The organism is Alteraurantiacibacter aquimixticola (assembly GCF_004965515.1).
Classification (GTDB): domain Bacteria; phylum Pseudomonadota; class Alphaproteobacteria; order Sphingomonadales; family Sphingomonadaceae; genus Alteraurantiacibacter; species Alteraurantiacibacter aquimixticola.
Window position 1 is genome coordinate 340,716 of the sequence record NZ_SSHH01000003.1, and the last position, 26,785, is coordinate 367,500.

A 26,785-nucleotide genomic window follows, 5' to 3' on the forward strand; every position below is an offset into this window, starting at 1 on the left:
GCACATTCCATCTTGCGGTAGGAGGCATGCAGCGGCATTGAGCGCGCCGTGATGCTGGACAGACTCGAACAACAACCCGCCGACGCGCTGCTCGCGCTCATCAAGCTCCACGATGCCGATCCGAGGGAGGACAAGATCGACCTCGGCGTGGGCGTCTACCGCACCGCGACAGGCGGCACGCCGGTCTTCGCCTGCATCAAGGCGGCGGAGGCCAAGCTGGTCGCGGAGCAGGACACCAAGGCCTATCTCGGCCCCGAAGGCGATATGGGCTTCGTCCATGCTCTGATGCCGCATATTTTCGGCGGGTCCGACCCGGCACTGGGCGGGCGGATCGATGGCATGCAGACGCCGGGCGGCACGGGCGCGGTGCGCCTCGCCGTCGCCATGGCGCGCAAGGCCGGCGTCACCCGCATCCTGATGGGCACGCCCAGCTGGCCCAACCATGCGCAGATCCTCGCAGACACTGGCGTCGAGATGGTCGGCTTCAACCATGCGAAGGCGGACGGCACGGCGGACATGGATGCGCTGCGCGATGCACTGCGCGGAGCCGGTTCCACGGATGCGGTGCTGCTGCATGGCTGCTGCCACAACCCCACCGGCGTCGATTACACCAACGATCAGTGGGACGAGATTGCCAGCCTGCTGGCGGAGACCGGCGTGCTGCCGATCGTCGACCTCGCCTATCAGGGCCTGGGCGATGGCATGGAGGAGGACGCCTATGGCACCCGCAAGGTCGTGGCCGCCGTTCCCGAAGTGCTGATCGCCTATAGCTGCGACAAGAACTTCGGCCTCTATCGCGACCGCGTGGGCGCCTTCTACGTGCTCACCGCCAATGCAGAGGACACCGCCAAGGCCATGTCCAACGGCTATGCGCTCGCCCGCGCCAACTGGTCCATGCCGCCCGATCACGGCGCGTCCGCCGTGCGGCTGGCGCTGACCGACCCGGCGATGACCAAGCAGTGGACCGATGAACTCGACTCCATGCGCGCGCGCATCCGCCAGGTGCGTGAGAAGCTGGCTGCCAGCTCCAATGCAGGCGCGGTCAACCTCGCCCCGCTGGGCACGCAGCAGGGCATGTTTGCGATCCTCCCGCTCTCCAAGGAGCAGATCCTTGCCCTGCGCGAGGACCATGGCGTCTACATGGCAGGATCGGGCCGCATCAACGTGGCCGGCCTGACCATGGGCAATATCGACAAGTTCGTGAGCGCGCTCGCAGCCGTCAGCGGCTGACCGCGCGGAACACGGGAGCGCATTCAGGCGACTGTGACCTTCCGCGCCAATCCCGCGCGGGAGGCAGCTTCGCGCGTGCTTTCGGAGCGAAGGGGTGTGACCTTTCGCGAACCGCACATCGCGGTCTGAGACGGCCGTGACAGGCCCGGACGTAAAGGACGGATGCGGCGACATGGCTGCATCTGCGCCAGATAAGTCACAGTGTAGGAAAGCTCCGAAGACGTTCCGTTGACGGGAGAGGGGCGGCGCAGCGCATGGTTGCCGCGCAAGGTCTACTTCATCGCATATTCGCCCGTCTTCGCGTTGAACTTCTCTTTCGCGAAGGCCTTTGCCGCTCCTGCCGTGGGAAAGATCTCGTCCTGCAGATGCGACGTCACGACGGGATAATCCTGCGAATTATAGCGGGTGTCGCGCACGGTCAGTCGGAACGCACCACTTTCGTCCTTGGTGATCAGGAAGGGACGAACTGGGCCATCGGTCATGCATTTGCTCCTGTTTGAATCCGGGTATGAGGGAAAACGCTATTCTTCGGGCCAGCCGGTTCGGGGCAAGCCCCGGGCGGTGCGGTATTCGGCAATCCGCTTGGCATAGTGATTCACGAGGTCGAAATAGGTCTTGCGATCATCCAGCAGGATGGCCCGTTTCGCATTCAGCTTCGCCAACTCATGATTGTAGAGCAACTGGTTCATGTCCATTGCGGTGCCTCTCTTGAGTTCAAGGATGCGGCAGCCCGTGTCAGGACACGCAGCTGCCGATTCCCGTCATCCGCGCTGGCTGCGGGCCTGTTCCATCTTGATCCGGGCGCCGTCGGGTTCACGCAGGTTGATCGCCCGCCTGTTGGCGCCATTGACCTCGCTGGTTTCGTAGCAGAAGCGCTGGTCGGTCACGGGGGCCCGTTCCTGTTCCTGGAGGTCGGCCCGCTTGAAGGGGAGATCGTCGCCCCCATCGTCGGGGCTGATCAGGCCGATGCCATTGCTGTTGTCGTATGACTTGATGTGACCGAGATAGGTCATTTCCCGTTCCTTTCCTTCTGTGCAGCTTGCCGGGATTGGCCAGGGCCGCGGCTAAGAGGCGAAAGAGAAGGAAAGGGCGCTCGATCGTGAGCGCTTAGACCGTCGGTTGCGACTGGTAGCTCATATAAAGATGGTGACGCCGCGCGGTGATTACAAGCGTCAGCGAAGAAGTGCTCTTTCCACGGAGCCTGATCGCCATCCTGCCGCTTTTCTTGCAGAAGATCTTCGCCCTGCGCGATGACCATGGCGTCTGCCCGGCTGGTGCGCCAATAAAGACTTCGAATCTCTATATTCGGCAATATATTTAATTTAACTCAAAAGAAACCAAGGTCTTTTAACCCGGAACCTGCTGGCGGGCTGGGATTTGGGGCAAGTGAGAGCACTAACTCGTAAAATACTTGTCTTTCTGATGCTTTTGGCTGCGTTGTTTGGAGCGAACGCGGTTGCCGCTGCACCTGTTTCCTTCAATGCAGAGCCAGGCGAAAGCCTTCCCCTCGGCCCGATCGCCTGTACCGTGGGCAGCAACCAGCCAATTTCCTGGGTTGAGGCTAGCGAGAGAACGTTGAATTGCGGCGATGATCGCTTTTCTGACGGATCGGCGCATGTGTGGTCATATTCCGACCTTTCTTCAACGTCGCTGCCCGATGGGCCGCTCGTCTGGCAAGCGGACCCGACAAGTTTTGAAAGACTGACGCTAGTATTCGAATACGCGGACGGTGAACGCATTCGCCAGGAATACGGCCCTCGGATCGCGGTTGCGAACTGGTTTGCCGGAACCAGGTTTGGCGTCGATATCCCTCATCGCGATGCGCGACTGACCGGCATTGCCTTTGGTTTCGATCGAGCCCAGGCGCGGGCGACATTCTCGTCTGCCAGGATCGTCGACCGGAAAACGGCGGATCAACTGCACTATCACCGGTCACTGCTCTACATGTTGATGCTGGCATTGCTCCTTCTGCCAATTCTCTACGACTGCCTGTTCTTCTATGTGCTGAAGGAGCGTTTCAACCTGCTCCATCTGGGTATGGCCGTGGCGATGGTCGCCTATGTTTCATCTTCGTCTGGCCTCTTGTTCATCCTGCTGCCGGAAATTGCGTTGCGCACACGCTGGTCCATCAGCTTGTGGGGCTTCGCCATTTGCGTTGCCATGGCAATGATGTTTGCCCGGTCTTTTATCGAGCCGGGATTGCTGGGGCGCTGGATGAAGCGCTCCATGGCCGTCACCGCAGTCTTCCTGGTTAGTGTCACGGCTTTTGTCGATCTTGGCGGCGAAGCAACCCGATATTGGGGCAACCAACTCTACTTTATTTCCTATGTTCCGGTGGTTGCGGTCTTGTTTGCCGCCATTTCCGCGGCGCTTAAGCAGGGAAGCCGTTCAGCGAAGTTCCTTGTCGCGGGCTGGGCGGGGATTGTCTTCGCCGGTCTCGAGCGGGCCACCCGGGGGCTGGGTCTTTCCGAAGCGCCAGCAGCGCTGGATGACATGATGTACATCGCATTATGCATTGAAATTATCGTGACCTCCCTGGGTGTGGCAGATCGATTCATGACCCTGCGACGGGAACGGGATAGGGCGCAGGAAGAGGAGGCCAAGCTTATTCGCCTGGCTGAGCGGGATGGCCTGACTGGGCTGTTGAACCGGCGTGCCTTCGATGATGTCGACCCTCCTGCGTCAGGCCGCGCGCTGGCAATATTGGATCTCGATCACTTCAAGTCCATCAACGACACTTACGGGCATCAAACAGGCGACGATGTGTTGCGGTCGGTCGCCAGGATACTCAACGAAGTACTGAGCTCCGTCGATCACTGTGCTGCCTATCGTATCGGCGGAGAGGAATTTGCCCTGCTGCTGCCGGCGGCGACGATATCCGACGCGCAAGGCCAGGCGGACCTTGTCCGGGCGCAGATCGAACTTGGCGCCAATGCCGAAATCGACCTCAAAGGTCACAGGATCACGGCAAGTTTCGGGATCGGCATGATCGATGAGCGCGGTATGGCGGCGGCCTATCGCGATGCCGATGCTGCTCTTTATTCCGCCAAGAAGCACGGCCGCAACAGAGTTGCGATAGCTGCCTGACCGTGGGGTGCCGGGCTGAGCCTGCCTACCCCCGCAAGCTCGCCATCCGCTGCAAATAGCGCGCAACCACGTCGATCTCGAGGTTCACCTCGCTGCCCTTGTCGAGGTCACCCAGCGTGGTGACTTCCGCTGTATGCGGGATGATGTTGAGGTCGAAATGGACGCTGCCGTCGGGCTGGTCGAAGACCGCATTTACCGTCAGTGAGACGCCGTCCACCGTCACCGATCCCTTGGGCGCGAGGAAGGGGGCGAGCTTTTTCGGGGCTTCGATGGTGACGTGGTGCGAATCTCCGCGCGGCTCCCAATGGAGGACGCGGCCGACCGCATCGACATGGCCGGTGACGATATGGCCGCCCAGCTCGTCGCCCATGCGCAGCGAGGGTTCGAGATTGATCTTGCGGCCTTCGGTCCACATGCCGGCGGCAGTGCGCGAGACGGTCTCCGCCGAGACGTCTACGGTGAAGGAGGCTCCACCCCGCTCATCCTGAGCCTGTCGACGGGCGCGTTTCACCACGGTGAGGCAGACGCCCGAACAGGCGATCGAGGCGCCGATATCGATGGTGGCGGGATCCCACGGGCAGCTGATCGTCACGCGCATATCGCCGCGCTGTTCGATGCTTTCGATCGTGCCGATGGCGGTGACGATGCCGGTGAACATCCGTGTTCCCCTGATTAGTCCGGTCGGTAGGTGAACAGCCTATCGCCGCCAATGCGTCGCTGGTCAACGCAGGTAAAGCCGGGCGGGGCTGCGCCATCCGGAGCGGGACCCAGCGCGCCATAGGCGGGAATGCCGTCGCCCAACTCGTGATCGGCGCAATAGACATGCAGGCAATCGACCAACTCTGCTTCGAGGAAGGCATTGGCGGTGGCCGCGCCGCCTTCGACATAGACATGCTGCATCGGCAGGAGTCCGCGAATGGCCTGCGGGCTGGAGAGCTTGCCCCAGCCTTCGGGAGCTTTCCCGCGCGTCAGAACGAAGCGGCGGGGGGAGCGGTCCTCCAGCCCCGGCAGCCGCACGTCGAGGCGCGGGGCGTCGTTTCGCAAGGTCGCGCCACCCACCACGATGGCTTCGGACAAAGCGCGCTGGCGGTGGACATGCGCGCGTGCCGCTTCGCCGGTAATCGTGACCGGCTCTCCCGATAGCGGACCGATGAAGCCGTCCGCGCTCACCGCCAGCTTCAGCGTCACATGCGGGCGGCCCTCGACCTGGCGGGTGAGGAAACCGGCGAGGCTTTCGCAGCTGGCGGCATGGTCGATCAGCTCTACCGCAATACCCGCCTGCCGCAGTTTCGCGATACCGCGCCCATTGGTGCGCGGATCGGGATCGCCGCAACCGATAACGACGCGGGCGGGAGCAGCCTCGGTGACGATATCGGCACAGGCCGGGCCGCGTTCGGAGTGATGGGCGCAGGGTTCCAGCGTAACGTAAAGCGTCGCGCCGCGCGCGGCCTCTCCCGCCTGTTCCAGCGCGATAGCTTCTGCATGCGGGCGACCCCCGGCGGCGGTCCAGCCGCGACCCACGACGATACCATCCTTCACGATGATCGCGCCGACGGCAGGGTTGGGCGCGCTCAGCGCCCTGCTGCGGGTGGCAATGCTGGCCGCGGCGTCGAGCCAGCGATTGTCCTCAGCCAAGCGCGGCATCAAGGGCCCTGGCGCAATATTCCTCCACCGTCAGCGCAGCGAGCGGCGAATCGGAACGGATCGGAGCGTTGCCAGACTGCTCCGCGGTGGCGCGCGTCGCCTCGGCCTCCGCCTCGATTGCATCGACATCGATGAAGGTCGCGCGGCCCAGCGCCATCCACAAATCGCGGCGGATCTCTGCACGCTGGTCCAGCCGTGCCTGCAACGCATCCTTCAACTGCTGGTTGCGGCAATTGGAGGCGATGATCTGCTGCTCGGTCCGGTCTTCCGAAAAGGTGGAGATCCAGGTCACCTCCGGCGGGCGCGGCTCGATCCGCTGGCTTTCGGGGATGAACAGCATGAACATGGCAAAGGTCAGCGCAATGCTCACGCCCAGCACCGGCCAGCGGTGGGACTGTTCCGGCGCGGTCCATACCTGCCACAGGTCGACAAGGGCACGCTTGGGGGAAATGCGGCGCAGGAATTGCTTCATGGGCGGCTAGATAGGCGCTGGGCGGCGCAAGTGCCAGCCCTGCCGCGATCAGCCGAAAGCAGCGTAGAGCCCGCGCCCCTCATGCTTCAGCCAATGGTCGGCCTTGGCGATGTCATGCTCGAACAATTCGCCGAGCAGCGCGTGGAAGGCAGGCGAGTGGTCGAAATGGGTGAGATGGGCGACTTCATGCGCGACGACCGAGCGGCGGACATGGTCGGGCGCCATGACAAGGCGCCAGTTGATGCGGATGGTGCGGCCTGTATCGCGTTCCCCGGTGCAGCTGCCCCAGCGCCTTTTCGCGCGGCTGAGGCGCAGTTCGGGTACGTCGTCATGCTCGGCCTGCTCGCAATAGAAGGCGAGGTCCGCGCGCATCAGCGACAGCGCCTCGCCCTCCAGCCAGCGGCGCACGCGGCCTTCCAGCAAATGTTCGGGGCCACCAAGCTCCAGCCTGTCCTCGGCAAGGCGCGGGCGGCGCGGCGCCTTCTCGCGCCAGTCGATCAGCACGGGTGCGCCGCGATAGGGCAGGCGCGTGCCCGGCTCGATAGAGACGCGGCCCGGGATACGGTCGAGCTGCGCGGCAATCCACTCCCTGCGCGCCTCGGCAAAGACCAGCGCATCGCGCGTGCGGCCCCATGGCGGCAGGGTTATCCTGAGCTCGCTGCCGTCGGGCGCAAGGCGCATGACCAGCCGCCGGGCGCGTGAGTGGCGGCGAATTGCGATGGGGAGGGTGCGGTCATCATCGAGCGTGACCGAGGGGTTCTGGAGATCGGCGCGCAGCCAGTCGATCATATACCCCATTCCACCATGTGATGCTCCAAGGGACCCGCATCGTCCTCGCTGATCACGCGATGGGCGACGCTGATGCCTGCCTCGATCATGGCCTCACGGCTGCCCGTGCGCAAATAGTGCCATTCGGGGATCGGCTTGTCTTCTGCGCGCAGGCGATAGGCGCAGGTCTTCGGCAGCCATGGCACCTTTTTCACCAGCGCCGGGGTGAGGCGCAGGCAATCGGGCACGAAAGCCTTGCGATGCTTGTAGTCCTTGCAGCGCGCAGTGGTGGTATCGAGCAGCTTGCACGCGACATTGGTCTCGGCAATCTCGCCGCTATCCTCATCCTCCAGCTTGTGCAGGCAGCAGCGGCCGCAACCGTCGCACAGGGCCTCCCACTCCTCGCGCGTCAGCGCATCGAGGGGGAGGTCCCAGAAACCTTCCCTCATCGCACCCACTGACCCAGCTCGGCGGCGACCATGTCGGGCGATTCGTCGACCGAGAGCAGCGCGATCGGCTCGCCATTGCGGCCCATCAGGTAACCGGCATTGGAATGCTGCATCAGGTAGCCGACATTCGCGTCATCCGGCCCACGCTCATAGAAGACGGAGAAATTCTGCGCCGCTTCGGCGATCGCTTCGGGCGAGCCGGTGAGGCCCATGAGGTTATCGCCGAAATTGGCGGTATATTCGGCCATCTTCTCGGGCGTGTCGCGCTCCGGATCGATGGTGATGAAGATCGGCTGGACCTGGGCGGCCAGATCCGGATTGCCTTCCGCCCACTGGCGATAGCCCGACATCATGCGGTTGAGATCGAAGGGGCACACGTCCGGGCACCAGGTATAGCCGAAATAGACCATGCGATAGCTTCCGTCGAAATCGCTCCAGCGCACGGTCTCGCCCGCGCTGTTCACCAGTTCGAACGGCCCGCCAATGGCCGCGCCTTCAAGCGGCGGCGGCACGGCTGGAGCCTCCTGACAGGCGACAGCGAGCGGCAGTGCGAGGCAGGCGGCGATACGGGCAATGGTGCGCATGGACATGACAATCCGGTTCATGCTCTGCTAACGGGCAGGCGACAAGAGTGAAAGCGGGGCTGCAATTGTGCTGTCCCCAGCGTTTTTCAAGGAGGGCACGGGGCGACATGGCTCCTCTTCGAACGATTCTTCGCACCGGCATCCTCACCGGCCTTGCCGGCCTGTCCATCGGCTTGGCCATGCCGGCAGCGGCGCAGCTTTATTCGGACGGCTACGAGTTCCTGCAAGCGGTCGAGAAAAAGGACGGCACCAAGGTGACCGAGCTGCTCGACGCGCCAGGCTCCACCGTCGTCAATGCGCGCGACCTCTCCACCGGGCGCAGCGCGATGCATATCGTGGTGGCGCGGCGCGACGGTACGTGGATCGATTTCCTCTACCAGCAAGGCGCCAATGTGAACATCGCCGACAATGACGGCATGACCCCGCTGATGCTGGCGACACAGCTCGGCTATGTCGAAGGGGTGGAGAAGCTGATCGCCCATGGCGCGCGGGTGGATGTCACCAACTCCTCCGGCGAAACGCCGCTGATGTATGCCGTGCATGGCCGCAATACGGAGCTGATGCGCGTGCTGCTGCAAGCGGGGGCGGATCCGGACCGCTATGACAATTCGGGCCGCTCGGCGCGCGACTATGCGCGACTGCGCGGTGCGAACGACGTCACCAATGGCACAATCACCCGCTATGAGCGTCCCGAGGGAGAGCGCGCGAGCAGCGGCACGACTTACGGGCCGAGCTTCTGATGGCGCAGGCGGATGAGGAAACGCTGGACGATCTGCGGCTGCGGCTCGCACCCGAAATCGCGCTGTCCGCCGTATTCGATGGCTGGAGTGACGATGCATTGCTCGCTGCCGCCAAGGCGCAGGGCGTCGATCCTGCGCTCGCCCGGCTCGCCTTTCCCGGCGGCGCAATGGACATGATCGAGGCCTGGGTTGGCAGCGTCGATGCCAGGATGGAAGCGCGCTTCGGCAATGGCGCGCTCGACAATGTGAAGATTCGCGACCGCATTCGCGACCTCGTCTGGTTCCGGCTGGAACAGGTGATGGGGCTGGAGGAAGCCTTCAGCCGCGCACTCGCCATCCAGGCCATGCCGCAGAACGTCGCGCGTGCGCTGAAAATGGGCTGGGCCAGCGCGGACAGGATGTGGCGCCTCGCTGGCGATACGGCGACCGATTACAACCACTATACCAAGCGCGCGATCCTCGCCTCGATCTATGCCGCCACGCTGGCGGTCTTCGTCAATGACGAGAGCGAGGGCAAGGCCGACAGCCGCGCCTTCCTCGACCGCCGGATCGAAGGTGTGATGAAGTTCGAGAAGGCCAAGGCCAAATGGCTTGGTGGCGAGCGTGAGCATTTCGACGTGGCGCGTTTTCTGGGGCGGCTGCGGTATCCCTCTTCTTGATGTTTCGCTCGCCCATCCGGGCGAGCGTCCTCGGTGCTATTCCCTCCCCCTTCGACAAGCTCAGGGTGCGGGGCACCTGCAGGCGGCCGTTCGGCCTATGACTGCCGTGACTTCAAATCTCCGTCATTGCGAGGAGCGAAGCGACGCGGCAATCCAGGGCCGTGCCATCCCGCCCTGGATTACTTCGCTTCGCTCGCAATGACGAAAGAGAGAATTGCACTGGAAACGGGCCGCCGGCGCCTGAGGCAATAATATTGAGAACCAGTTGCAATTAGCTTTCGTCTCTGGCACCGCCTGCCACAGATTCGAAAGCCCATGACACTCGATACACTTCCCCCGCTCACCAGAGCCGAAATCACCAGCGTCGACTGGGATACGCTCGCGCCCGATGAGGCCAAGCGCCTGCGCGCGCTGGGCATCGATGTAGGCGCGCGCGTCGCCATTGCCCATCGCGGCATCTTCCTGGGCAAGGACCCGATCGCGATCATGATCGGGAGGATGACGGTGGCGCTGCGCCGCGTGCATGCGCAGGCCATGACGGTGAAGGAAGTATGAGCACTTTGCGCACCGCCGCGCTGGTCGGCAATCCCAATGCGGGCAAGAGCGCGCTGTTCAATGCGCTGACCGGCGCGCGGCAGAAGATCGCCAACTATCCCGGCGTCACGGTGGAGCGGAAGAGCGGGCGCATGGTCCTGCCTTCGGGTGAGCCGGTGGAGCTGGTGGACCTGCCCGGTTCCTATTCGCTCGACCCGTCCAGCCCGGACGAGGAAGTGACCCGCCGCGTGGTGATGGGCGAGTTCGAGGGCGAGGCAACGCCCGACCTCTTCGTGATCGTGGTCGATGCGGCGAACCTCGAACAGCATCTCGTCTTCGCGCAGGAGCTGATCGGCCTCGGCAAGTCCACGATCATCGCGCTCAACATGGTCGACCTGGCCGAGCGGGACGGGCTGGTCATCGACCCGGCCGCCCTTTCCGATGCGCTTGGCGTTCCGGTTGTCCCCACCGTGGCCGTGCGCAAGCGCGGGCTGGAACCGCTCGCCGAAGCGATGGAAGGTGCCGGGTCGCAGGACATGTCCGCCCGCCACCAGGTCGCGCGGCTGACCCTGCCCGAACGGCGTCTGTCAGCGCGCAATATCGCCAAGGGGGCGATCATCACCGAAAGTGCGGCGCACCAGCTGCATGCAAAGCTCGACAAGGTTCTGCTGCATCCCTGGCTCGGCCCCGTGATCCTGTTCGGCTTGCTGTTCGTGATCTTCCAGGCGGTGTTTGCCTGGGCCGATCCCTTCATCGGTCTGATCGAAGGCGGGATCGAGGCGGCAATCGGCTTTGTCGAGGCGACCATGGCCGAAGGCTTCGTCCGCGACCTCATCACGCAGGGCCTGCTGACCGGCGTCGGATCGGTCGTGGTCTTCCTGCCGCAGATCGTGATCCTCTTCGCCTTCATCCTGGCGATGGAGCAATCGGGCTATATGGCGCGCGCCGCCTTCATCATGGACCGGCTGATGGCCTATGTCGGCCTGTCCGGGCGCAGCTTCATCCCGCTGCTTTCCAGCTTCGCCTGCGCCATTCCCGGCATCATGGCGACGCGTTCGATTGCCGATCCCAAGGACCGGCTGACGACGATCCTGATTGCCCCGCTAATGACCTGTTCGGCGCGCCTGCCCGTCTATGCGGTGATCATCGGCGCCTTCATCCCCGCAACCACTGTCGGACCCGGCATCGGGCTGCAGGGGCTGGTGCTGTTCGGCCTCTATTTGTTCGGCATTGTCGGCGCGATGCTGGCGGCGCTGGTGCTGCGCCGCACGGTGACCAAGGGTGAGGCATCGGGCTTCATCATGGAAATGCCGCGCTACCAGTGGCCGCCGCTGCGCGACCTTGCCATCGGCCTGTGGCAGCGCGCCTGGGTGTTCCTGCGCCGCGCCGGTACGATCATCTTCATGGCCACGGTGGTGCTGTGGCTGCTGCTCAGCTTCCCCAAGGCAGAGCCGGGCGAGAGTCAGGTCGATGCGAGCTTCGCCGGCCAGATTGCCGACGGGCTGCATGTCGTGATGGAACCCATCGGGTTCAATCGCGAGATCAGCCTGGCGCTGGTCCCGGCCATGGCTGCGCGTGAAGTCGCGGTCTCCGCACTGGCGACTACCTATGCCGTGGATGCCGATGACGAGGATGCGCAGGCCGAAGGGCTGATCCCGCGCCTGCAGGCGGGCTGGAGCCTGCCCACCGCGCTCGCCTTCCTCGCCTGGTTCGTCTTCGCCCCGCAATGCTTGTCCACCATCGCGGTGGCGCGGCGCGAGACCAATGGCTGGAAATGGCCGCTGGTGATGGTCGGATACCTCTTCGGCCTTGCCTATATCTTTGCCGGCATCACCTATTGGACGGCCACGGCGCTTGGGCTCTGACCGCAAACGGTGGAAAGCCGCCTTGCGAGGTGGCGACTCGACCGACCATCCGATAAGCCTCTTGGCCGAACACCATTAGAGGAAAGAGATTCGATGGCCGGCAGCCTCAACAAAGTCATGCTTATCGGTAACCTGGGCGCCGACCCGGAAATCCGCAGCTTCCAGAATGGCGGCCGCGTGGCGAACCTGCGCCTTGCCACTACCGAGACGTGGAAGGACCGCAATACCGGCGAACGGCAGGAACGGACCGAATGGCACACCGTGGCCATTTTCTCCGAAGGCCTCGTCGGCGTGGTTGAACGCTTCTTGCGCAAGGGTTCCAAGGTCTATGTCGAAGGCCAGCTGCAGACGCGCAAGTGGCAGGACCAGTCGGGCAATGACCGCTATTCCACCGAAGTCGTAATCCGCGGCCTCAACGGCACGCTGACCATGCTCGACGGTGCCAGCGGCGGTGGTAGCCGTGGCGGCGGTGGAGGCGGCGGCCAGGGCGGCGGCAGCTGGGATCAGGGCGGTGGCGGCCAAGGCGGCGGGGGCGGTGACTCCAGCTGGAACCAGGGCGGCGGAGGCTCTGCAGGCGGCGGCGCAGGCGGTGCAGGTGGCGGCTCCAGCTTCGGCGACGATCTGGATGACGATATCCCGTTCTGAGCCTTCGCCAATTTCGCGAACTTCAAGGGCCCCGGAGAGCGATTCTCCGGGGCTTTTTCTGCGCGAAAGGGCGAGAATGTAAAAGAGACTTGCGGCTAATCCGCTTGCTACGTGTCCACAGCACCAGACTCCTCACAAAGGGACGTCACTGATATAAGAAGGCATGAGGAAGCACGTTCGGTTCGCCATGATGCTGGGCGGCACTATAGGAGCAGGGACGCTTTGGTTTGCAACCAACTCAATTCCCGACACAATTGAAGAGGCTGATGGAATCCTAGCGACTAACCTTCAATGGTTGGGTTGGGACGATCCCCCACAGTTCTTGGCGACATCTGCGGCTGACAATACATTAGCGATCGCAAGTTTCACATTCGCAGTTATCGGTATTTTTGCTTTCTTTTCGTGGATTTGGGATAAGTTTTATATGAAGAAGAAAAAACCTATCTCCCAATCCGAACTGTCAGCTCCGGCAATTGGAGTGGGGCCAGGTGCAAGTCGAATTTGGATTGATGAATGCGATTTCGACGGATTTGAACAACCGATGCAGATTGATGGGCAGGATGTTTCAGTGACGAATAGCAAATTCAATAGCCCAGACATGGCCAAGAACAGGCAGTTTCATGTGACAAGCAATAACCAAAGTGGCGGAGTAACTGCTGGCCTTTATGTCAATCAGGCGGAGCCGAGCGTGGAGCAAGGGCGTCATTCCCCATGGTATGAACGAGATGGTGCATTTTACAAAGATCTGGAAATGCGTGTTACGAACCCCGGCATGGTTTCAAAGGTTAGGGTGACGGTCATTGGTCGTAACCTAATGGGCGTTGGGTTCCTTACAGAGGGTATGGCGATGACGGGCGCTGGCGGTTCGTCAGAGGAAGCTGTCTGGCTCGAGCTTCTGAGCGTGCCTAGCATGAGGGGAATCTCAATCCGGGCGAAGGAACCAACTGAGACGGATGTTCAGATACACTTGGAATGAGTGACAAGAAGCGCTGTGGTTGCATCCCGACGAGGGCGACTTACACGAGATTCAATTGCAGCATTACGGAAGCTCACCCCTTCTTCAGCTTCGCCAGCGCGTCCTGCAGCGGGCCGCTCGGCGCCTTTTCGGCAAGGTCGTGTTCTTCGCGCACGGTATCGGCATCGGGGCCGGTGGCGTAGGGATCGATGGCCAGCGCCAGCGATTGCGCCACGGCTTCGCCGAGGTCGAAGGCGATGCCGGAATAGGGGATTTCGTCAAGCTCTCCCTCTTCCAGCTCGATCTCCTCCTCGCTTGCGGCAGGCGCGATGTCGGGGACGAACGTGAAGGCGATATTCTCGCGGATCCGTTGCGGCAGGTCGTCGCCCGAAATGGCGCAGCTTTGCACGATATCGGCGGCGAGCGTGCCCTTGGCGGCGATGCGATCGCCCTCGGGTTCGAGCGTGAGTTCCGCTGTCAGCGCATGGATGGCGATCAGGCCGAAGCGTTCGGCCAGCGCCGCGCGCTCCGCCTCGTTCGCTTCCAGCGCAACCGGCCCGTCCGAAATCTCGCGCCGGTCCATCATGCGGCGGAATTCGGGCGATCCGTTCTCCGCACTCATTGCGCGATCCGTCCTGCCAGCACGTCCTCGTCACTGCGGCGGGACAGGTCGTCATAGAGTGCCTGCAACCGCGTCGCGAGGCTCTGCGGATCGGGATTGTCGCCCCAATGGACATTGCGTTCGAGCGCTTCGGCGAGTTGTTCGGTATCGCCCGTGCCTAAGACGCTTCGCAGCGCGCCCATGCGGCCGCCGAGGGCGCCCATCAGTCGGCCCATATGCTTGCCGACCACCACATCGCCCACGCCGCTTTCGCGCAACTGGCCGTCCATGTCCTCCACGAACAGCTCGGTCAGATGCGCGCTCTTGCGGTTGAGGCCGCGGCTCTTTTCCATCCGCAGCATGATGATGGCGAGCACGTGGACCACCATGTCGAAACGCCCGTCAACGCTGTCTGCCACGCCGCTCTTCGCGTAGTATTCGGGCAGGCGGCTGATCTCCACCACGCGGAACCATAGGGGGCGAAGCGCATCGCGCGGATCGGCCTCGAGGCCGAGAAGGCGGGATAGGAAGGACATGGTTGCTAAGGGTTCCGGCGCTGTTGGTCGTATCCGCCCGCGAGGGCCGCGGGCATCGTTAAGCAGGCATTCAACGCCCTGTGGGCAAGCGCGTGGCACGCGGGATTGCATGGGGGCGCACCAGCCCGTAAGGCATTGCCCAAGACATATAGGAAGTGGGGCGATTGCCGCAATATCGCCAGGGCGCGGGTGCGCCACGCTTCGGCCAGGTTTGAAGGACGTTTGACAGATGCATGCCACTATGCGGATTGCAGCGGTACTGGGCGCATTGGCGCTGGTGACGGGCTGCTCCTCTATCCGGAATTCGCGCGGCTATCTGGTGGACGAGGTGCTGGTCGCATCGGTCCAGCCGGGCATCGACAATCGCGAATCGGTGGAACAGACGCTGGGCCGGCCCACGCTGACCAGCCAGTTTGGTGAGCCGGTGTGGTACTACATCTCCAGCCGCACGGCGCAGGCGCCTTTCACCACGCCGCGCATCAATGCGCATTCGGTGCTGGCGATCCGTTTCGACGAGGCGGGCAATGTTGCAACGGCCGAGCGTACTGGCATGGACAAGGTTGTCCGGCTCGATCCCGATGGCGATGCCACGCCGACGCTGGGCCGCGACCGCTCGCTGTTGCAGGACCTGTTCGGCAATATCGGCACTGTCGGAGCGCCGGGCACCGGGGCGCGCTGACCCGCTTGCTTGCACAGCGCGGCATGTGGTCCCATATCGCCGCTCATGACTGATACGAATAACGGCCACGGCCTGGTCCAGTGGCATGGCACCACCATCGTCGGCATCAAGCGCGGCGGGACAACGGTGATTGCCGGCGATGGCCAGGTCTCCATGGGCAATACGGTGATGAAGCCCAATGCCCGCAAGGTTCGCCGGATCGGGGATGGCGGCAGTGTGATCGGTGGTTTCGCCGGGGCCACCGCCGATGCCTTCACCCTGTTCGAGCGGCTCGAGCGCAAGCTGGAACAGCATAGCGGCCAGCTGCTGCGCGCCGCGGTGGAGCTGGCCAAGGACTGGCGCACGGACAAGTACCTGCGCAACCTCGAAGCGCTGATGATCGTGGCAGACAAGGAAGTCATGCTGGTGCTGACCGGCAATGGCGACGTGCTGGAGCCCGAAGGCGGTATCGCCGCGATCGGATCGGGCGGCAATTATGCGCTCGCCGCCGCCCGCGCCCTCTCCGATTATGAGGATGATGCGGAAAAGATCGCCCGCCGCGCGATGGCGGTGGCGGCGGAAGTCTGCGTCTTCACCAATGACCAGGTCACCCTGGAAACGATCTGATTTCACGGAACGACATGACTGATACCCTGACCCCGAAGGCGATTGTCGCCGCGCTCGACGAGCACATCATCGGCCAGAAGGACGCCAAGCGCGCCGTGGCCGTGGCGCTGCGCAACCGCTGGCGCCGCCAGCGCCTTGCGCCCGAATTGCGCGACGAGGTGACGCCCAAGAACATATTGATGATCGGCCCCACCGGCTGCGGCAAGACCGAGATCAGCCGCCGGCTGGCCAAGCTCGCCCAAGCGCCCTTCGTGAAGGTGGAAGCGACCAAGTTCACCGAAGTCGGCTATGTCGGCCGCGACGTGGAGCAGATCGCCCGCGACCTGGCCGAAGAGGCGATCCGGCTGGAAAAGGACCGCCGCCGCGAGGCGGTGCGCGAAGCGGCGAGCCAGGCGGCGATGGACCGCCTGCTTGATGCGCTCGTCGGCCCCAGCGCCTCTGCCGCGACGCGCGAGAGCTTCCGCCAGCGGATTGTCGAGAATTCGATGAACGATACCGAGGTCGAGGTCGAAGTCGCCGATGCGCCTGCCGCGCAGATGGACATTCCCGGCCTCGGCGGCGGGGCGACCATGATCAACCTGAGCGAGATGATGGGCAAGGCCTTTGGCGGCCCGCCGAAGAAGAAGCGCAAGCTCAAGGTCCCCGATGCGTGGGACAAGCTGGTCGATGAAGAAGCCGAAAAGCGCATGGACCAGGAAGATGTCGCCCGCGTGGCGCTCCAGAATGCCGAGACCAATGGCATCGTCTTCCTTGACGAGGTGGACAAGATCGCCGTCAGCGACGTGCGCGGCGGCTCCGTCTCCCGCGAAGGCGTGCAGCGCGACCTGCTGCCGCTGATCGAGGGAACCACGGTCGCCACGAAGTATGGCCCGATGAAGACCGACCACGTGCTCTTCATCGCGTCCGGTGCATTCCATGTCGCCAAGCCCAGCGACATGCTGCCCGAATTGCAGGGCCGCCTGCCGATCCGCGTCGAACTGCGCAGCCTGACCGAGGAGGACTTCGTCCGCATCCTCAGCGAAACCAAGGCCAACCTTGTCGAACAATACAAGGCGCTGATCGGGACCGAGGATGTCACGGTCACCATGACCGAAGACGCCATTGCCGAAGTCGCCAAGATCGCCGCGCAGGTGAATGAGAGCGTCGAGAATATCGGCGCCCGCCGCCTGCAGACGGTGATGGAAAAGCTGTTCGAGGAACTCAGCTTCGATGCCGAGGACCGCAAGGGCGAGAGCGTGACGGTGGATGCGGCCTATGTCCGCGACAAGCTGACCGACCTCGCCGAGGATACCGACCTGTCCAAATATATCCTGTGACGGAGCACTGAGAGATGTCGAACACGCCACCTGACGGCAAGCTGATCTACCGCTGCCTCACCGGCAAGGACGACAAGGCCTTTTGTGAACGCGTGTCGCAAGCTCTTGAGGAAGGCTGGCGGCTGCACGGATCACCATCGCTGGCCTTCGACAGCGAGCAGGGCGTGATGAAAGTAGCGCAAGCCGTGGTCTGGCCGGGATACCAGACGACCAACGACTAAGGGCTATCGACGTTGCTCAAGCTCGATCGGGATGGTGCTGAGCGCTTTCCTGCACTTGCATCGAGCATGTTGTCTGAGCTTGAGAATGCTCTTGCCGGAATCCCCATGGACCGCGCCGGAACGCGGCTCGCCGATAAACCTGTTATCGCAGATATTCTGTCAGTCGACTACGCGATAGGGGCGGTTGTTGCGGAGAAGATGGGTGCCACGCCTCGCTCCGTTCGAGCCATCCTGTTTGACAAGAATCCGCACGCCAACTGGGGGCTCGATTGGCATCAGGACCGCACCATTGCCGTAAAGGAAAGAAGCGAAGTCGCCGGTTTCGCGCGATGGAACGTCAAGCAAGGCATCGTGCATGTGGAGCCGCCATTCCGCTTGTTGGAGCGAATGCTTACGGTTCGCATCCACCTCGATCCAGTCGATGAGAGTAATGGCGTGCTGGAGGTTATCCCCGGCTCGCACAAGAGAGGCCGTATCGCCGAGAGAGAGGTGAAACGGATCGTCGATGAAGGCCCCGTCGTAAGCTGTCCGGCGCTTTCGGGTGATTGCTGGGTCTATCGCACGCCCATCTTGCACCGCTCAGCCCGTTCCCGGTCAGATGGTCACAGGCGAGTCCTGCAGGTCGACTATTCCGCTGACGATCTTCCGGACCGTCTTGAATGGCGAGGTGTTTAACTACACCACCCGCACCAGAACCATGCTGGCGGGCGGAAGGCGGTGATCACGCGGCCGGCGGCGATCACCAGCATCCAGCTGGTCAGGCTCACCGCGGCAAAGACTTTCGCGGCCTGCGGGGCGCGGTCCATGGGTCCCAGCTGGCGCAGCTTGCGCGCGGTGGTGGTGTAGAACAGCACCATGTTGATGCCCGCCAGCGCGATCAGCCCCATCTTTATCTGGAAGGCCGGGTTGTAGAGATACTGGTCGGGCGAGCTGGCGACGAAGACCGTCCCGCTCAGCACATTCAGCATGAAGCCCAGCACGCCAAAGGGGATCAGCTTGTGCAGGTTCCTGAGCGGCATGCCGCGGAAGAAACCGAGCATGCGCAAATCCACCACGCCCACCGTGCCGATCAGCAGGACGAGGCCGGTGAAATGGACGATCTCGGCAATCGGCCAGCCCCAGGCGGAATAGGCGATATCGAAAAGCCCCGTGTCGATCGCGAAGTTCACTATGGCGACGGGATCGAGGACATTGTCGGTGGGATAGGCCGCGCTCATGGCATCACACCCCCGAGAACGTCGGAGGTCATCAACATCGTATTCGTGTAGAGCAGCAGCTTGCCGCTCGCGATACCGCCCAGCCACAGCAGCAGGGCAAGGCCCGCCTGCAATTTGACGAGGCCGACCGGCTCGATCCCCTTGTTGAAGCTCACCTTGGCCATGTGGACCACCAGCCAGCTCGCGCCGAACAGGCAGGCGAATTTCAGCGCGAAGACCCAGTTGGTCAGCGCCTTGGCCGGATAGCCGGCGAGAAGACCGAGGCCCGAGATAATCGCCAGCGCCGCGCCCAGCCACATCCACGGGAAGACCGCCCGCCAGCGCGGTAGCGGGGTCTGCTTGGCCACGCCCAGAACGCGCAGGCTAACCGCCACGCCGCCGCCCGCCAGCAGCGCCATGCCCCAGGCATGGAATATCAGCAGGACGAAATAGGCGTAGAAATCCTCCCGCACGAAGCGGCTAAGGCCGGTCTGCTCGATCCAGGCGAGGGCATCCATCATCCGCTGCGGCGATTAGCACGCAAGCGGATGATGACGATATAGTTTCAGGCGGGCCTTCGTCTCAGGGATGGGGCGCAAGGCCGATTTCGACGCCGGTCTTGTCGGTCAGCGCGAACTTGTCGACCAGGTCTGCACTTGCGGTGTTGAGCCCGCGCACCTGCACGCTGCGACCGTGGCGGCGCATGCGCTCCACCACCTTGTCGAGCGCGGCGGTGGCCGAAATATCCCAGAAATGCGCGCCGGTCACGTCGATCACCACGTGATCCGAAGCGTCCTCGTAATTGCCTTCGGGGCCGAGCGCGCGTTCGAACAGGTCGACGCTGGCGAAGAAGATCTGGCCCTTCACCGTATAGACGGCCTGTTCCGCCTCGCGCACGCGCTCCACGCTGAACATCTGGCGCACCTTGCCGGTGAAGAAGATGCCCGACAGCAGCACGCCTGCGAGCACGCCCATGGCGAGGTTGTGCGTCGCCACCACGACGACCACTGTCGTCAGCATCACCACGCTGGAAGGCCAGGGGTGATGGCGCAGATTGGGGATCGAGTTCCAGCTGAACGTGCCGATGGAGACCATGATCATCACCGCCACCAGCGCTGCCATCGGGATCTGCCCGACAATCGGGCCGAGCACGGCCAGCAGCACCAGCAGCGTCAGGCCCGCAGTGAAAGTGGACAGGCGTCCGCGCCCGCCGGAAGTGACGTTGATCACCGACTGGCCGATCATCGCGCAGCCGCCCATGCCGCCGAACAGCGCGGCGACCACATTGGACACGCCCTGGCCGGCGCATTCGCGCTTCTTGTTACTGTCCGTATGCGTCATGTCGTCCACGATCTGCGCGGTCAGCAACGATTCGAGCAGGCCGACAGCGGCCATGGTCAGCGAATAGGGCAGGATGATCTGCAGCGTCTCCCAGGTCAGCGGCACATCAGGCAACACGAAATAGGGCAGGCCCTCGGGCAGCTCGCCCATGTCGCCCACCGTATTGACGTCGAGATCCATGCCGATGGTGATCGCACCTACTATGATGATGGCCACCAGCGGGCTGGGCACTGCCGTGGTCAGCTTGGGCAGCAGGTAGATGATCGCCAGCGCGCCCGCGATCAGCGGATAGGTGATGAAAGGCACGCCGATCAGCTCGGGCAGCTGTGCCATGAAGATCAGGATCGCCAGTGCGTTGACGAAGCCGGTGATGACGGAGCGACTGACGAACTGCATCAGCAGGTCCAGCCGCATGATCGCGGCAATGCCCTGGAAAATGCCCATCAGGATCGTCGCGGCGAAGAGGTATTCCACGCCATGATCGCGCACCAGCGGCACCACCACCACGGCGACGGCAGCAGTCGCGGCGGAGATCATGCCGGGCCTGCCGCCGGTAAAGGCGATCACCATGGCAATCGCGATAGAGGCATAAAGGCCCACGCGCGGATCGACGCCCGCGATGATCGAGAAGCCGATGGCTTCGGGGATGAGGGCGAGGGCGACGACGATGCCGGCAAGGATGTCCTTGCGCGGATTGGCCAGCCAGTCACGCCGGAGCGCTGCAGTATCGAACATGGTTTGTGATCCGTGGATTGGCGCTGCAATGTTGCAATGCAACGAATTGTGCTTCGCGCGCCCCTATCCACGCCTTGCCGCGTAAGGGCAAGGGGGCGGTCCCAGATTTTGCCGTGAGCCCCGAGGGGCTACGGTCGCGCTATTGCGCCTCGGCATACCAGAATTGCGCATGGCAGGCGGAGCATTCGGCATCCATCTGGCCCACCAGCTCCAGCGCCGTATCGCCATCCTTCGCCATGGCCGCCGCCTCAAGATTGCGAGCAAGGACGGCAAAGCTTGCCGACATGTCGCGGAAGCCTTGCCGATCGTTGTCAATGAAACGCTGCACATCCGCCATCGCCACCTCGTATTCGTCGGTGGCCATATTCCCGGCAGAGGCGGCATGGATCACCGGCGCTGCCGCCATGCGCTCACCCACGCTGGCGAGCGTACCGGCATTCTCGGCCAGGCTCGCCCATTGCGCATCGGTGATCAGCGATGCGTCCTGCTCGCCCGCATCGGTATAGACGTTATTGGTCACCTCCCAGATGCCCACGATCGCCGGGTTCACTTCAGCCTGCATGGCATGGCGGACATAGAGCGGTTCGGCAGCGGCGCTTGCCGTGGTCGAGGCGCTTTCGGCCTGCACGGCGCAAGCGGCGAGGGCGGCAAGGGATACGAGGGCAATGGTCATGCGCATGAGAGTCGATCCTCTTTACTCGGCGGCGTCTTCCAGTTCCGCCTCTTCGCTCAATTGCCGGTTCCACATCTCGGCGTAAAGCCCGTCGCGACGCAGCAATTCGGCATGATGACCCTGCTCGCAAATGCGGCCATCCTGAATGACATGGATCAAATCGGCATCGGCAATGGTCGAAAGCCGATGCGCGATGGAAATGGTGGTGCGCCCTTCGGACACGCGGTGGAGCGTAGTCAGGATGTCCTGCTCGGTCCGCGTATCGAGCGCGCTGGTCGCTTCGTCCAGCAACAGGATCGGCGGGTTCTTCAGCAGCGTGCGGGCAATGGCGACGCGCTGCTTCTCGCCGCCTGACAGCTTCAGCCCGCGTTCGCCCACTTCGGTCTCGAGGCCCTTGGGCAGCTTCTCGATGAACGGCCAGATCGCCGCATCGCGCGCAGCGCGGATGATCTCCTCCTCGTTCGCATCCTCGCGGCCATAGCCGATATTGTAGCCGATCGTGTCGTTGAACAGCACGCTGTCCTGCGGGACGATGCCGATATGCGCGCGCAGGCTTTCCTGCTGGACGCTGGCGATATCCTGCCCGTCGATCAGGATGCGGCCCTGCTGCGGATCGTAGAAGCGGAACAGCAGCCGCCCGATGGTGGACTTGCCTGCGCCCGACGGCCCGACCAGCGCATGATGCTGGCCCGCCGGGACTTCGAAAGTCAGGCCGTGGAGGATCGTGCGATCCTTGTCATAGCCGAAATGAACGTCCTCGAAGGCGAGGGTGGGGCGGTTCACCACCAGCGCGGGCGCGCCCGGCGTGTCCTCCACCTCCACATTGGTGTCCATCAGCTGGAACATCTGCGCCATGTCGACCAGGCCTTGCCGGATCGTGCGATAGACCCAGCCGAGCATGTCGAGCGGGCGGAAGAGCTGCAGAAGATAGGTGTTCACCAGCACCAGGTCGCCCACCGAAAAGCGCCCCTGGCTCCAGCCCCACACGGTCCAGGCCATCGCGCCGCCCATCATCAGCTGCAGGATGAAAGCCTGCACGATATTGAGCAGGCCGAGCGAATTGTCGGTCTGGATCGCCGCTTCGGCATAGGCGCTGGCGGCGCTGGCATAGCGGCGGCGTTCGCGCTTTTCGGCGCCGAAATATTTCACCGTCTCGTAATTCAGCAGCGAATCCACCGCGCGCGCCATGGCCGTGCCGTCCAGCTCATTCATCTTCGCGCGCAGGCGCGTGCGCCATTCGGTGATCGCCTGCGTGATCCAGATGAAGGCGACGATGGTAACGCCCGTGGCCGCGACGATCTCCCAGCCGAACAGCGCGTAGAAGATCGCCGCCACCACCACGAGTTCGATCGCGGTGGGCATGATGTTGAACAGCAGGAAATAGATCATGTTGCTGATCGATTTCGTGCCGCGCTCGATCACGCGGGTGATCTCCCCCGTCCGGCGCGAGAGGTGGAAACGCAGGCTGAGCTTGTGAAGCCGTTCGAACACGTCCTCGGACAGGTCGCGCACGGCATCCTGCCCCACGCGGTTGAAAACCATGTTGCGCGTCTGGTCGAAGAAGGTGGTGGCAAAGCGCCCGGCGGCATAGGCGACGACCAGGGCGAGGGCGGCCCACAGCGCCTCATCGGTGCTTTCTGCCGCCATCGCGTCCACCGCGCGGGCATAGGCGAAGGGGATGGAGAGCACGATCGCCTTGGCGATAATCACGAACAGCGCCGCGATCAGGATGCGGCGGCGCAGGTCCGGACGGCCCTTGGGCCAGAGATAGGGCAGGAAGCGGCGGACGGTGGCCCAGCCCGCCTGTTCGCTCAACTCGCCTTCATATTGCCTGCCGGTCCCGCGGATCATGCATCGTCAGGTGGGGCCTCACCGCGCCGGGCGCAATGCAATTCGCGCTTCAGCGCTGCAAGCCGGTCGCTGGAGCTAGTGTCCCAACCGCCCGAAAGCGTCGCGGCTGGGCACGCGCGACCCGTCGGGCAGGTCGAACAATACGCGGCGGCTGGAAAAGTCGATCGCCACGCGGTCGAACAGGCGCAGCTCGTTCATCCCGAGCACGAGGGCCGGCTCATCCTCCAGCCCCAGCGCTGCGAAGACCGGCGTATCGGCGAAGGTCACCGGGAAATTGGTCACCTGCGCGCGCCCGAATTCCAGGCTGCGCGCCACGCGCACCGTGCCGGTTGCTTCCACCCCGTTGATGTCGGTCATTTGCGAGGCGATGTTTTCCCGCGCACGGCGCATGCGATCATAGAGCACGCTGTTGCCGACCGATCCCTGCGCGCCCGTATCCACCACCACCGCGGTGCGCACGCCATCCAGCTGTGCGCGGGCGATGATCAGCTGGCTGCCGACGCGGCGTGCACGAACGACGATGTCATAGCCGCGATTGCTGGCATCATCGTCCTCATGCACCACTTCCATCAGCCGGTTCTCGAAATCGAGCAGCACGCGCCGGTCCTGCAATGAATCGAGGCCGAGAATCCCGTCCGCCCCGCCGATATTCGCCCCTTCGACCAGCGCCGCCCGTGCATCGAACAGGCTGTGCCGTCCAAGCGTCAGTTCGGGGATGATCGCAGTCTGCACCTGCCGCCTGCTGACCATGCCCACCAGCGTCGCCGTGCGCCGCTCGCCCAGCTGCAACTGGTCGGCCAGCACATTGCTGAGCACGGTCGCCTGCGCGCCCGTGTCGATCATGAAATTGAACGGCCCCTCGCCATTGATGCTGACGGGCACCGTCATGCGGCGATAGCGCTCATCCTCCATTTGCAGGATTTCCGACGCCGCTTCCTCTGCCGAGGCGGCGATTTCCGCCTGTCCAACGGTTGTGGGTGATGCCGAAGCGAGGAGCGCCAGTGCGCCCGCGAAATTCATCCAGGCCATATTTCTCTCCCGGGCCGACTTGCGGCCACAGAATTATAATAGCACGCGCGCGCCTTCCGCCAAAACGGGACCTTCGCAGGTAGTCAGGCCGGCGGCGGCGAAAGCGGCCCCAAGTTCCTCGTCTCGCGGCCCGTGATCGGTTGCCGCATCGCCTTCCCAGCGCTGTTCCTTCCAGCTGGTGGAGATGGCGCGCATGTGACGATAGACGAATTGGTCGCTCAAGCGCAGGTTGGCTTTCGCGCCGAAGAGATTGTGGACGCTCCAGCTATCGCGCAGCCGGTCTCCCCGACCCGGCACCACGCACCATTTTGGCGGGCAGGTGAGGTCCTCGCCCCCGTCTCCCACAGCGTCCCTATATATAAAGTCTGCATGGCGGCATGTTTCGCGGGTGACCGGATGATCCGTATGGCCGGAAATCCAGCGGCCGGGAAACTTGGTGAAGCCTGCGCGAGAGGCTTCGGTGGCGGCGAAGATGGACTCGCCGTTCGTGCCCAGCACCAGCTCGTCCACATCGACATTGAGCACGCTGCGCGCATGCCTCAGGAAGCGGTGTCGCGCATGTTGCAGCGATCCGGTCTGGCAGAAGTCGCTGTCCCAATCGGCTTCGACGCCGTTCACTGCTCCGGCCAAACCGCCCTGCGGGCCATAGGCGAAAGGCCAGCTCACAGCGACGGCACGCACGTCCGGCCCAGCGGCTTCGTCTAGCGTGGCCTGCAATTCCTCCAGCGCATAGGCGGTGGAGCGGTTGTCATAGAAGAGTACGCCATCCGCGCCGTGGATGCGGACATGGAAGCGCACCCAGTCGGCGATCCAGCGCAGGTCATTGTCCTTGGAGAGCGTGGTGATCACGCGGCGACCGGCGAAGCTCTCCGCCATGTCGGGCTGCACGTCTATATTGTAGCGCCCGATCGGCCCGTTGATCGCGATCTCGCTTGCATCGCTGCGCAGCCAGATCTCGCCGCGCTTCTTCTCGCCAAAATGCCGCGCGCGGAAGAAGGGCAGGCCGAAGGCTCCCTTGAAGGGCGCGGATTGCCGCAACGGCTCCAGCAGGTTGAGGAAAGGCGGACCCTGGAAGACGACGTGCTTCCCGGCGCGATAGACGTCGTAGAACAGCGTGTCCCAGTCATAGCGCTCTGCATAGCTCTCGTTCCGCAGATGCGCGGGGCGTGCGGCATCGCGCTTGAGGCCGGTGGCCGGATCGAGCGTGACCGAAGACAGGGTGATCGTCATGGCGCCTTGCCCGCCCATTTGCGCTCACCCTCCAGCCAAGCACCCAAACGCGGCAGCAAGGGCCTCACCAGCGGCGCGGCCATGCGGCAAAGGTCGTCGAGCGCGGGGTGACGGGTGCCGAACATGGTGCAAAGCCAGCCTAGCGCGCCTCCAGCCACGGCCAGCAGCAGTACCGGGAACGTGATCTCGTGCGGCCCCATCCAGTAGAGATATGTCAGCGCCAGTGGAGCAAGCGCGGCAACAGTCACGGCAAGGCTCTTCGCCAGGATCGTCAGCCAGCCGCGCCAGCTGAAGCCGACCAGCCCTCGCATGAAGCCGAGATAGATCGCCATGAACGCCAGCGCATATATAAGGCGCGATGCCGCCGCGCCCCATGCTCCTGCCAGCAGCGATCCCGCCACCAGCAGCGCGATGGACACCGCAGTCTCGAGTATGTTGAGCGCGAGCAGCCGGTTCATCCGCCCCAGCAGGATCGGCAAGTCGCTCACCAGCGGCAGCGCCATCAGCAGGGCGGCTTGCAGCGCGATCATGGTGAGGAGCGGCGCGGTCTCGATCCAGACCTCGCCATAAAGCAGCATCACCAGCGGCCACGCGGCGAGCGCAAGGCCGGCCATGCCCGGCCACACCAGCGCGGTATAGCCCGCCACCACGCGCAGGTATGCGGGGGCCAGCGGCTCGCCATTGTCGCGCAGGCGAGCGAAGGCGGGATAGAAGACGCCGCCGATCGCGCCCGCGATCAGTGCGCGGAACTGCTCTGCCAAGGAGGTGGCGCGGCTGAACAGGCCGACCGCGAACAGGTCCACCAGCTTGCCCACGATCATGTCTGGAGAGCGCGATCCCAGCGCGCCGGTCATATAGAGTGTCGATGCCTTGCCGCCGAAGCTCAGCACCGGCTTCAGCCCGTCGAGCCGCAGCGGGAAGGTCTTCGCCGGCTGGATCACCTGCGCGATCACCCCGCGTGCCAGCCCCGTCGCCAGCACCGCCCAGGCGAGTGAGAAGGCGGAGAAACCCCACCACGCCAGCGACAATGCGACCACGCCATGCACCGCCGCTCCGCCCACATTGACCGCGAAGTGCCCGGTGAAGCGCATGCTCCGCGCCATCAGCGCCAGCGGTACGACCGACATGGGCAGGAAGAG

General features: G+C 63.6%; 32 protein-coding genes (1 of these 32 running past the window's edge). 13 read left to right on the forward strand and 19 right to left on the reverse strand.

Going from position 1 to position 26,785, the window contains the following annotated elements; all coding sequences use genetic code 11:
• Nucleotides 1-51: 51 nt before the first annotated feature.
• Entirely contained in the window at nucleotides 52-1,230 is a 1,179-nt protein-coding gene (locus E5222_RS12520) for an amino acid aminotransferase (protein WP_136694341.1), read from the forward strand.
• Between the two features lie 272 nt (nucleotides 1,231-1,502).
• Here the strand turns inward: E5222_RS12520 and E5222_RS12525 are convergent, their stop codons facing one another.
• The 3 genes from E5222_RS12525 to E5222_RS12530 all read right to left on the reverse strand — a co-directional run bounded on the left by E5222_RS12525 (nucleotide 1,503) and on the right by E5222_RS12530 (nucleotide 2,243).
• Nucleotides 1,503-1,712 (reverse strand): hypothetical protein, encoded by a 210-nt coding sequence (locus E5222_RS12525; protein ID WP_136694121.1) that lies wholly within the window; start codon nucleotides 1,710-1,712, stop codon nucleotides 1,503-1,505.
• A 39-nt stretch (nucleotides 1,713-1,751) separates the two neighbouring features.
• Nucleotides 1,752-1,925: a hypothetical protein gene (locus tag E5222_RS16580; RefSeq protein ID WP_169053585.1), complete on the reverse strand. Its 174-nt coding sequence runs from the start codon at nucleotides 1,923-1,925 to the stop codon at nucleotides 1,752-1,754.
• A 66-nt stretch (nucleotides 1,926-1,991) separates the two neighbouring features.
• Nucleotides 1,992-2,243 (reverse strand): cold-shock protein, encoded by a 252-nt coding sequence (locus E5222_RS12530; protein ID WP_136694122.1) that lies wholly within the window; start codon nucleotides 2,241-2,243, stop codon nucleotides 1,992-1,994.
• A 409-nt stretch (nucleotides 2,244-2,652) separates the two neighbouring features.
• On the opposite strand from E5222_RS12530, the gene E5222_RS12535 reads away from it, so the two are divergent.
• Entirely contained in the window at nucleotides 2,653-4,317 is a 1,665-nt protein-coding gene (locus E5222_RS12535; protein WP_136694123.1) for a GGDEF domain-containing protein, read from the forward strand.
• Nucleotides 4,318-4,342: 25 nt separating this feature from the next.
• Here the strand turns inward: E5222_RS12535 and E5222_RS12540 are convergent, their stop codons facing one another.
• From E5222_RS12540 to E5222_RS12565, 6 genes are read right to left on the reverse strand one after another with little or no spacing between them, the layout of a single operon-like run.
• The gene (locus tag E5222_RS12540) at nucleotides 4,343-4,975 is read right to left on the reverse strand and encodes a riboflavin synthase (RefSeq protein ID WP_136694124.1); all 633 of its coding nucleotides are present in this window, start codon (nucleotides 4,973-4,975) and stop codon (nucleotides 4,343-4,345) included.
• A 14-nt stretch (nucleotides 4,976-4,989) separates the two neighbouring features.
• The gene (ribD, locus tag E5222_RS12545; protein ID WP_136694125.1) at nucleotides 4,990-5,961 is read right to left on the reverse strand and encodes a bifunctional diaminohydroxyphosphoribosylaminopyrimidine deaminase/5-amino-6-(5-phosphoribosylamino)uracil reductase RibD; all 972 of its coding nucleotides are present in this window, start codon (nucleotides 5,959-5,961) and stop codon (nucleotides 4,990-4,992) included.
• The gene (locus tag E5222_RS12550) at nucleotides 5,945-6,433 is read right to left on the reverse strand and encodes a hypothetical protein (protein ID WP_136694126.1); all 489 of its coding nucleotides are present in this window, start codon (nucleotides 6,431-6,433) and stop codon (nucleotides 5,945-5,947) included. The genes ribD and E5222_RS12550 overlap by 17 nt, the downstream gene beginning before the upstream one ends.
• 48 nt (nucleotides 6,434-6,481) lie before the next feature.
• Nucleotides 6,482-7,222: a M48 family metallopeptidase gene (locus tag E5222_RS12555; protein WP_136694127.1), complete on the reverse strand. Its 741-nt coding sequence runs from the start codon at nucleotides 7,220-7,222 to the stop codon at nucleotides 6,482-6,484.
• Nucleotides 7,219-7,650, reverse strand: coding sequence for a YcgN family cysteine cluster protein (locus tag E5222_RS12560; RefSeq protein WP_425456258.1), 432 nt, complete (start codon nucleotides 7,648-7,650; stop codon nucleotides 7,219-7,221). The genes E5222_RS12555 and E5222_RS12560 overlap by 4 nt, the downstream gene beginning before the upstream one ends.
• Nucleotides 7,647-8,255 carry an SCO family protein gene (locus E5222_RS12565; protein ID WP_136694129.1) on the reverse strand — a complete coding sequence of 203 codons (609 nt, stop codon included), beginning with the start codon at nucleotides 8,253-8,255 and terminating at the stop codon, nucleotides 7,647-7,649. Before E5222_RS12565 ends, E5222_RS12560 begins: the two co-directional genes overlap by 4 nt.
• Nucleotides 8,256-8,341: 86 nt before the next feature.
• On the opposite strand from E5222_RS12565, the gene E5222_RS12570 reads away from it, so the two are divergent.
• The 6 genes from E5222_RS12570 to E5222_RS12595 all read left to right on the forward strand — a co-directional run bounded on the left by E5222_RS12570 (nucleotide 8,342) and on the right by E5222_RS12595 (nucleotide 13,653).
• On the forward strand, nucleotides 8,342-8,974 hold the full coding sequence (locus E5222_RS12570) for an ankyrin repeat domain-containing protein (RefSeq protein ID WP_136694130.1): 633 nt from the start codon (nucleotides 8,342-8,344) through the stop codon (nucleotides 8,972-8,974).
• Nucleotides 8,974-9,633: a COQ9 family protein gene (locus tag E5222_RS12575; protein WP_136694131.1), complete on the forward strand. Its 660-nt coding sequence runs from the start codon at nucleotides 8,974-8,976 to the stop codon at nucleotides 9,631-9,633. Before E5222_RS12570 ends, E5222_RS12575 begins: the two co-directional genes overlap by 1 nt.
• 315 nt (nucleotides 9,634-9,948) lie before the next feature.
• Nucleotides 9,949-10,188: a FeoA family protein gene (locus E5222_RS12580; protein WP_136694132.1), complete on the forward strand. Its 240-nt coding sequence runs from the start codon at nucleotides 9,949-9,951 to the stop codon at nucleotides 10,186-10,188.
• The gene (feoB, locus tag E5222_RS12585; protein ID WP_136694133.1) at nucleotides 10,185-12,032 is read left to right on the forward strand and encodes a ferrous iron transporter B; all 1,848 of its coding nucleotides are present in this window, start codon (nucleotides 10,185-10,187) and stop codon (nucleotides 12,030-12,032) included. Before E5222_RS12580 ends, feoB begins: the two co-directional genes overlap by 4 nt.
• 93 nt (nucleotides 12,033-12,125) lie before the next feature.
• On the forward strand, nucleotides 12,126-12,677 hold the full coding sequence (gene ssb / locus E5222_RS12590) for a single-stranded DNA-binding protein (RefSeq protein ID WP_136694134.1): 552 nt from the start codon (nucleotides 12,126-12,128) through the stop codon (nucleotides 12,675-12,677).
• A gap of 187 nt (nucleotides 12,678-12,864) precedes the next feature.
• Nucleotides 12,865-13,653 carry a hypothetical protein gene (locus E5222_RS12595; protein WP_136694135.1) on the forward strand — a complete coding sequence of 263 codons (789 nt, stop codon included), beginning with the start codon at nucleotides 12,865-12,867 and terminating at the stop codon, nucleotides 13,651-13,653.
• Between the two features lie 73 nt (nucleotides 13,654-13,726).
• Here E5222_RS12595 and E5222_RS12600 read toward each other — a convergent pair whose 3' ends face one another.
• Together E5222_RS12600 and E5222_RS12605 are read right to left on the reverse strand one after the other, a co-directional pair.
• Nucleotides 13,727-14,254 carry a YceD family protein gene (locus tag E5222_RS12600; protein ID WP_136694136.1) on the reverse strand — a complete coding sequence of 176 codons (528 nt, stop codon included), beginning with the start codon at nucleotides 14,252-14,254 and terminating at the stop codon, nucleotides 13,727-13,729.
• The gene (locus E5222_RS12605; RefSeq protein WP_136694137.1) at nucleotides 14,251-14,769 is read right to left on the reverse strand and encodes a ubiquinol-cytochrome C chaperone family protein; all 519 of its coding nucleotides are present in this window, start codon (nucleotides 14,767-14,769) and stop codon (nucleotides 14,251-14,253) included. The genes E5222_RS12600 and E5222_RS12605 overlap by 4 nt, the downstream gene beginning before the upstream one ends.
• 229 nt (nucleotides 14,770-14,998) lie before the next feature.
• Here E5222_RS12605 and E5222_RS12610 point away from each other — a divergent pair, with 229 nt between their 5' ends.
• Genes E5222_RS12610 through E5222_RS12630 form a run of 5 tightly spaced genes read left to right on the forward strand, consistent with a single transcriptional unit; the run spans nucleotide 14,999 to nucleotide 18,266 of the window.
• The gene (locus E5222_RS12610) at nucleotides 14,999-15,448 is read left to right on the forward strand and encodes an outer membrane protein assembly factor BamE (protein WP_136694138.1); all 450 of its coding nucleotides are present in this window, start codon (nucleotides 14,999-15,001) and stop codon (nucleotides 15,446-15,448) included.
• 45 nt (nucleotides 15,449-15,493) lie between these two features.
• Nucleotides 15,494-16,054: an ATP-dependent protease subunit HslV gene (hslV, locus tag E5222_RS12615; protein ID WP_136694139.1), complete on the forward strand. Its 561-nt coding sequence runs from the start codon at nucleotides 15,494-15,496 to the stop codon at nucleotides 16,052-16,054.
• Nucleotides 16,055-16,068: 14 nt separating this feature from the next.
• Nucleotides 16,069-17,370 (forward strand): ATP-dependent protease ATPase subunit HslU, encoded by a 1,302-nt coding sequence (gene hslU / locus E5222_RS12620; RefSeq protein WP_136694140.1) that lies wholly within the window; start codon nucleotides 16,069-16,071, stop codon nucleotides 17,368-17,370.
• 14 nt (nucleotides 17,371-17,384) lie between these two features.
• Nucleotides 17,385-17,591 carry a DUF1737 domain-containing protein gene (locus E5222_RS12625; RefSeq protein WP_136694141.1) on the forward strand — a complete coding sequence of 69 codons (207 nt, stop codon included), beginning with the start codon at nucleotides 17,385-17,387 and terminating at the stop codon, nucleotides 17,589-17,591.
• Nucleotides 17,592-17,603: 12 nt separating this feature from the next.
• Entirely contained in the window at nucleotides 17,604-18,266 is a 663-nt protein-coding gene (locus tag E5222_RS12630; protein WP_246021761.1) for a phytanoyl-CoA dioxygenase family protein, read from the forward strand.
• On the opposite strand, the gene E5222_RS12635 is transcribed toward E5222_RS12630, so the two are convergent.
• From E5222_RS12635 to E5222_RS12670, 8 genes are all read right to left on the reverse strand, one after another.
• Nucleotides 18,263-18,808, reverse strand: coding sequence for a hypothetical protein (locus tag E5222_RS12635; RefSeq protein ID WP_136694142.1), 546 nt, complete (start codon nucleotides 18,806-18,808; stop codon nucleotides 18,263-18,265). The genes E5222_RS12630 and E5222_RS12635 overlap by 4 nt on opposite strands.
• Nucleotides 18,805-19,308 carry a hypothetical protein gene (locus E5222_RS12640; RefSeq protein ID WP_136694143.1) on the reverse strand — a complete coding sequence of 168 codons (504 nt, stop codon included), beginning with the start codon at nucleotides 19,306-19,308 and terminating at the stop codon, nucleotides 18,805-18,807. The genes E5222_RS12635 and E5222_RS12640 overlap by 4 nt, the downstream gene beginning before the upstream one ends.
• A 61-nt stretch (nucleotides 19,309-19,369) precedes the next feature.
• On the reverse strand, nucleotides 19,370-20,863 hold the full coding sequence (locus tag E5222_RS12645) for a SulP family inorganic anion transporter (protein WP_136694144.1): 1,494 nt from the start codon (nucleotides 20,861-20,863) through the stop codon (nucleotides 19,370-19,372).
• 139 nt (nucleotides 20,864-21,002) lie between these two features.
• Complete coding sequence (locus tag E5222_RS12650; RefSeq protein ID WP_169053586.1) at nucleotides 21,003-21,536, reverse strand: cytochrome c; 534 nt, start codon at nucleotides 21,534-21,536, stop codon at nucleotides 21,003-21,005.
• A 21-nt stretch (nucleotides 21,537-21,557) separates the two neighbouring features.
• A complete protein-coding gene (locus E5222_RS12655; protein WP_136694146.1) occupies nucleotides 21,558-23,387 on the reverse strand; it encodes an ABCB family ABC transporter ATP-binding protein/permease in 1,830 nt (609 codons plus the stop codon).
• A 75-nt stretch (nucleotides 23,388-23,462) separates the two neighbouring features.
• Nucleotides 23,463-24,416: a retroviral-like aspartic protease family protein gene (locus tag E5222_RS12660; protein WP_136694147.1), complete on the reverse strand. Its 954-nt coding sequence runs from the start codon at nucleotides 24,414-24,416 to the stop codon at nucleotides 23,463-23,465.
• Nucleotides 24,417-24,449: 33 nt separating this feature from the next.
• Nucleotides 24,450-25,646, reverse strand: a complete 1,197-nt coding sequence (locus E5222_RS12665) for a glycosyltransferase family protein (protein ID WP_136694148.1) — start codon at nucleotides 25,644-25,646, stop codon at nucleotides 24,450-24,452.
• Nucleotides 25,643-26,785, reverse strand: the 3' portion of a protein-coding gene (locus tag E5222_RS12670) for an oligosaccharide flippase family protein (protein WP_246021762.1). It continues 426 nt past the right edge of the window; 1,143 of the gene's 1,569 nt are visible here — the last part of the coding sequence; its start codon lies off the right edge, out of view; its stop codon occupies nucleotides 25,643-25,645. The genes E5222_RS12665 and E5222_RS12670 overlap by 4 nt, the downstream gene beginning before the upstream one ends.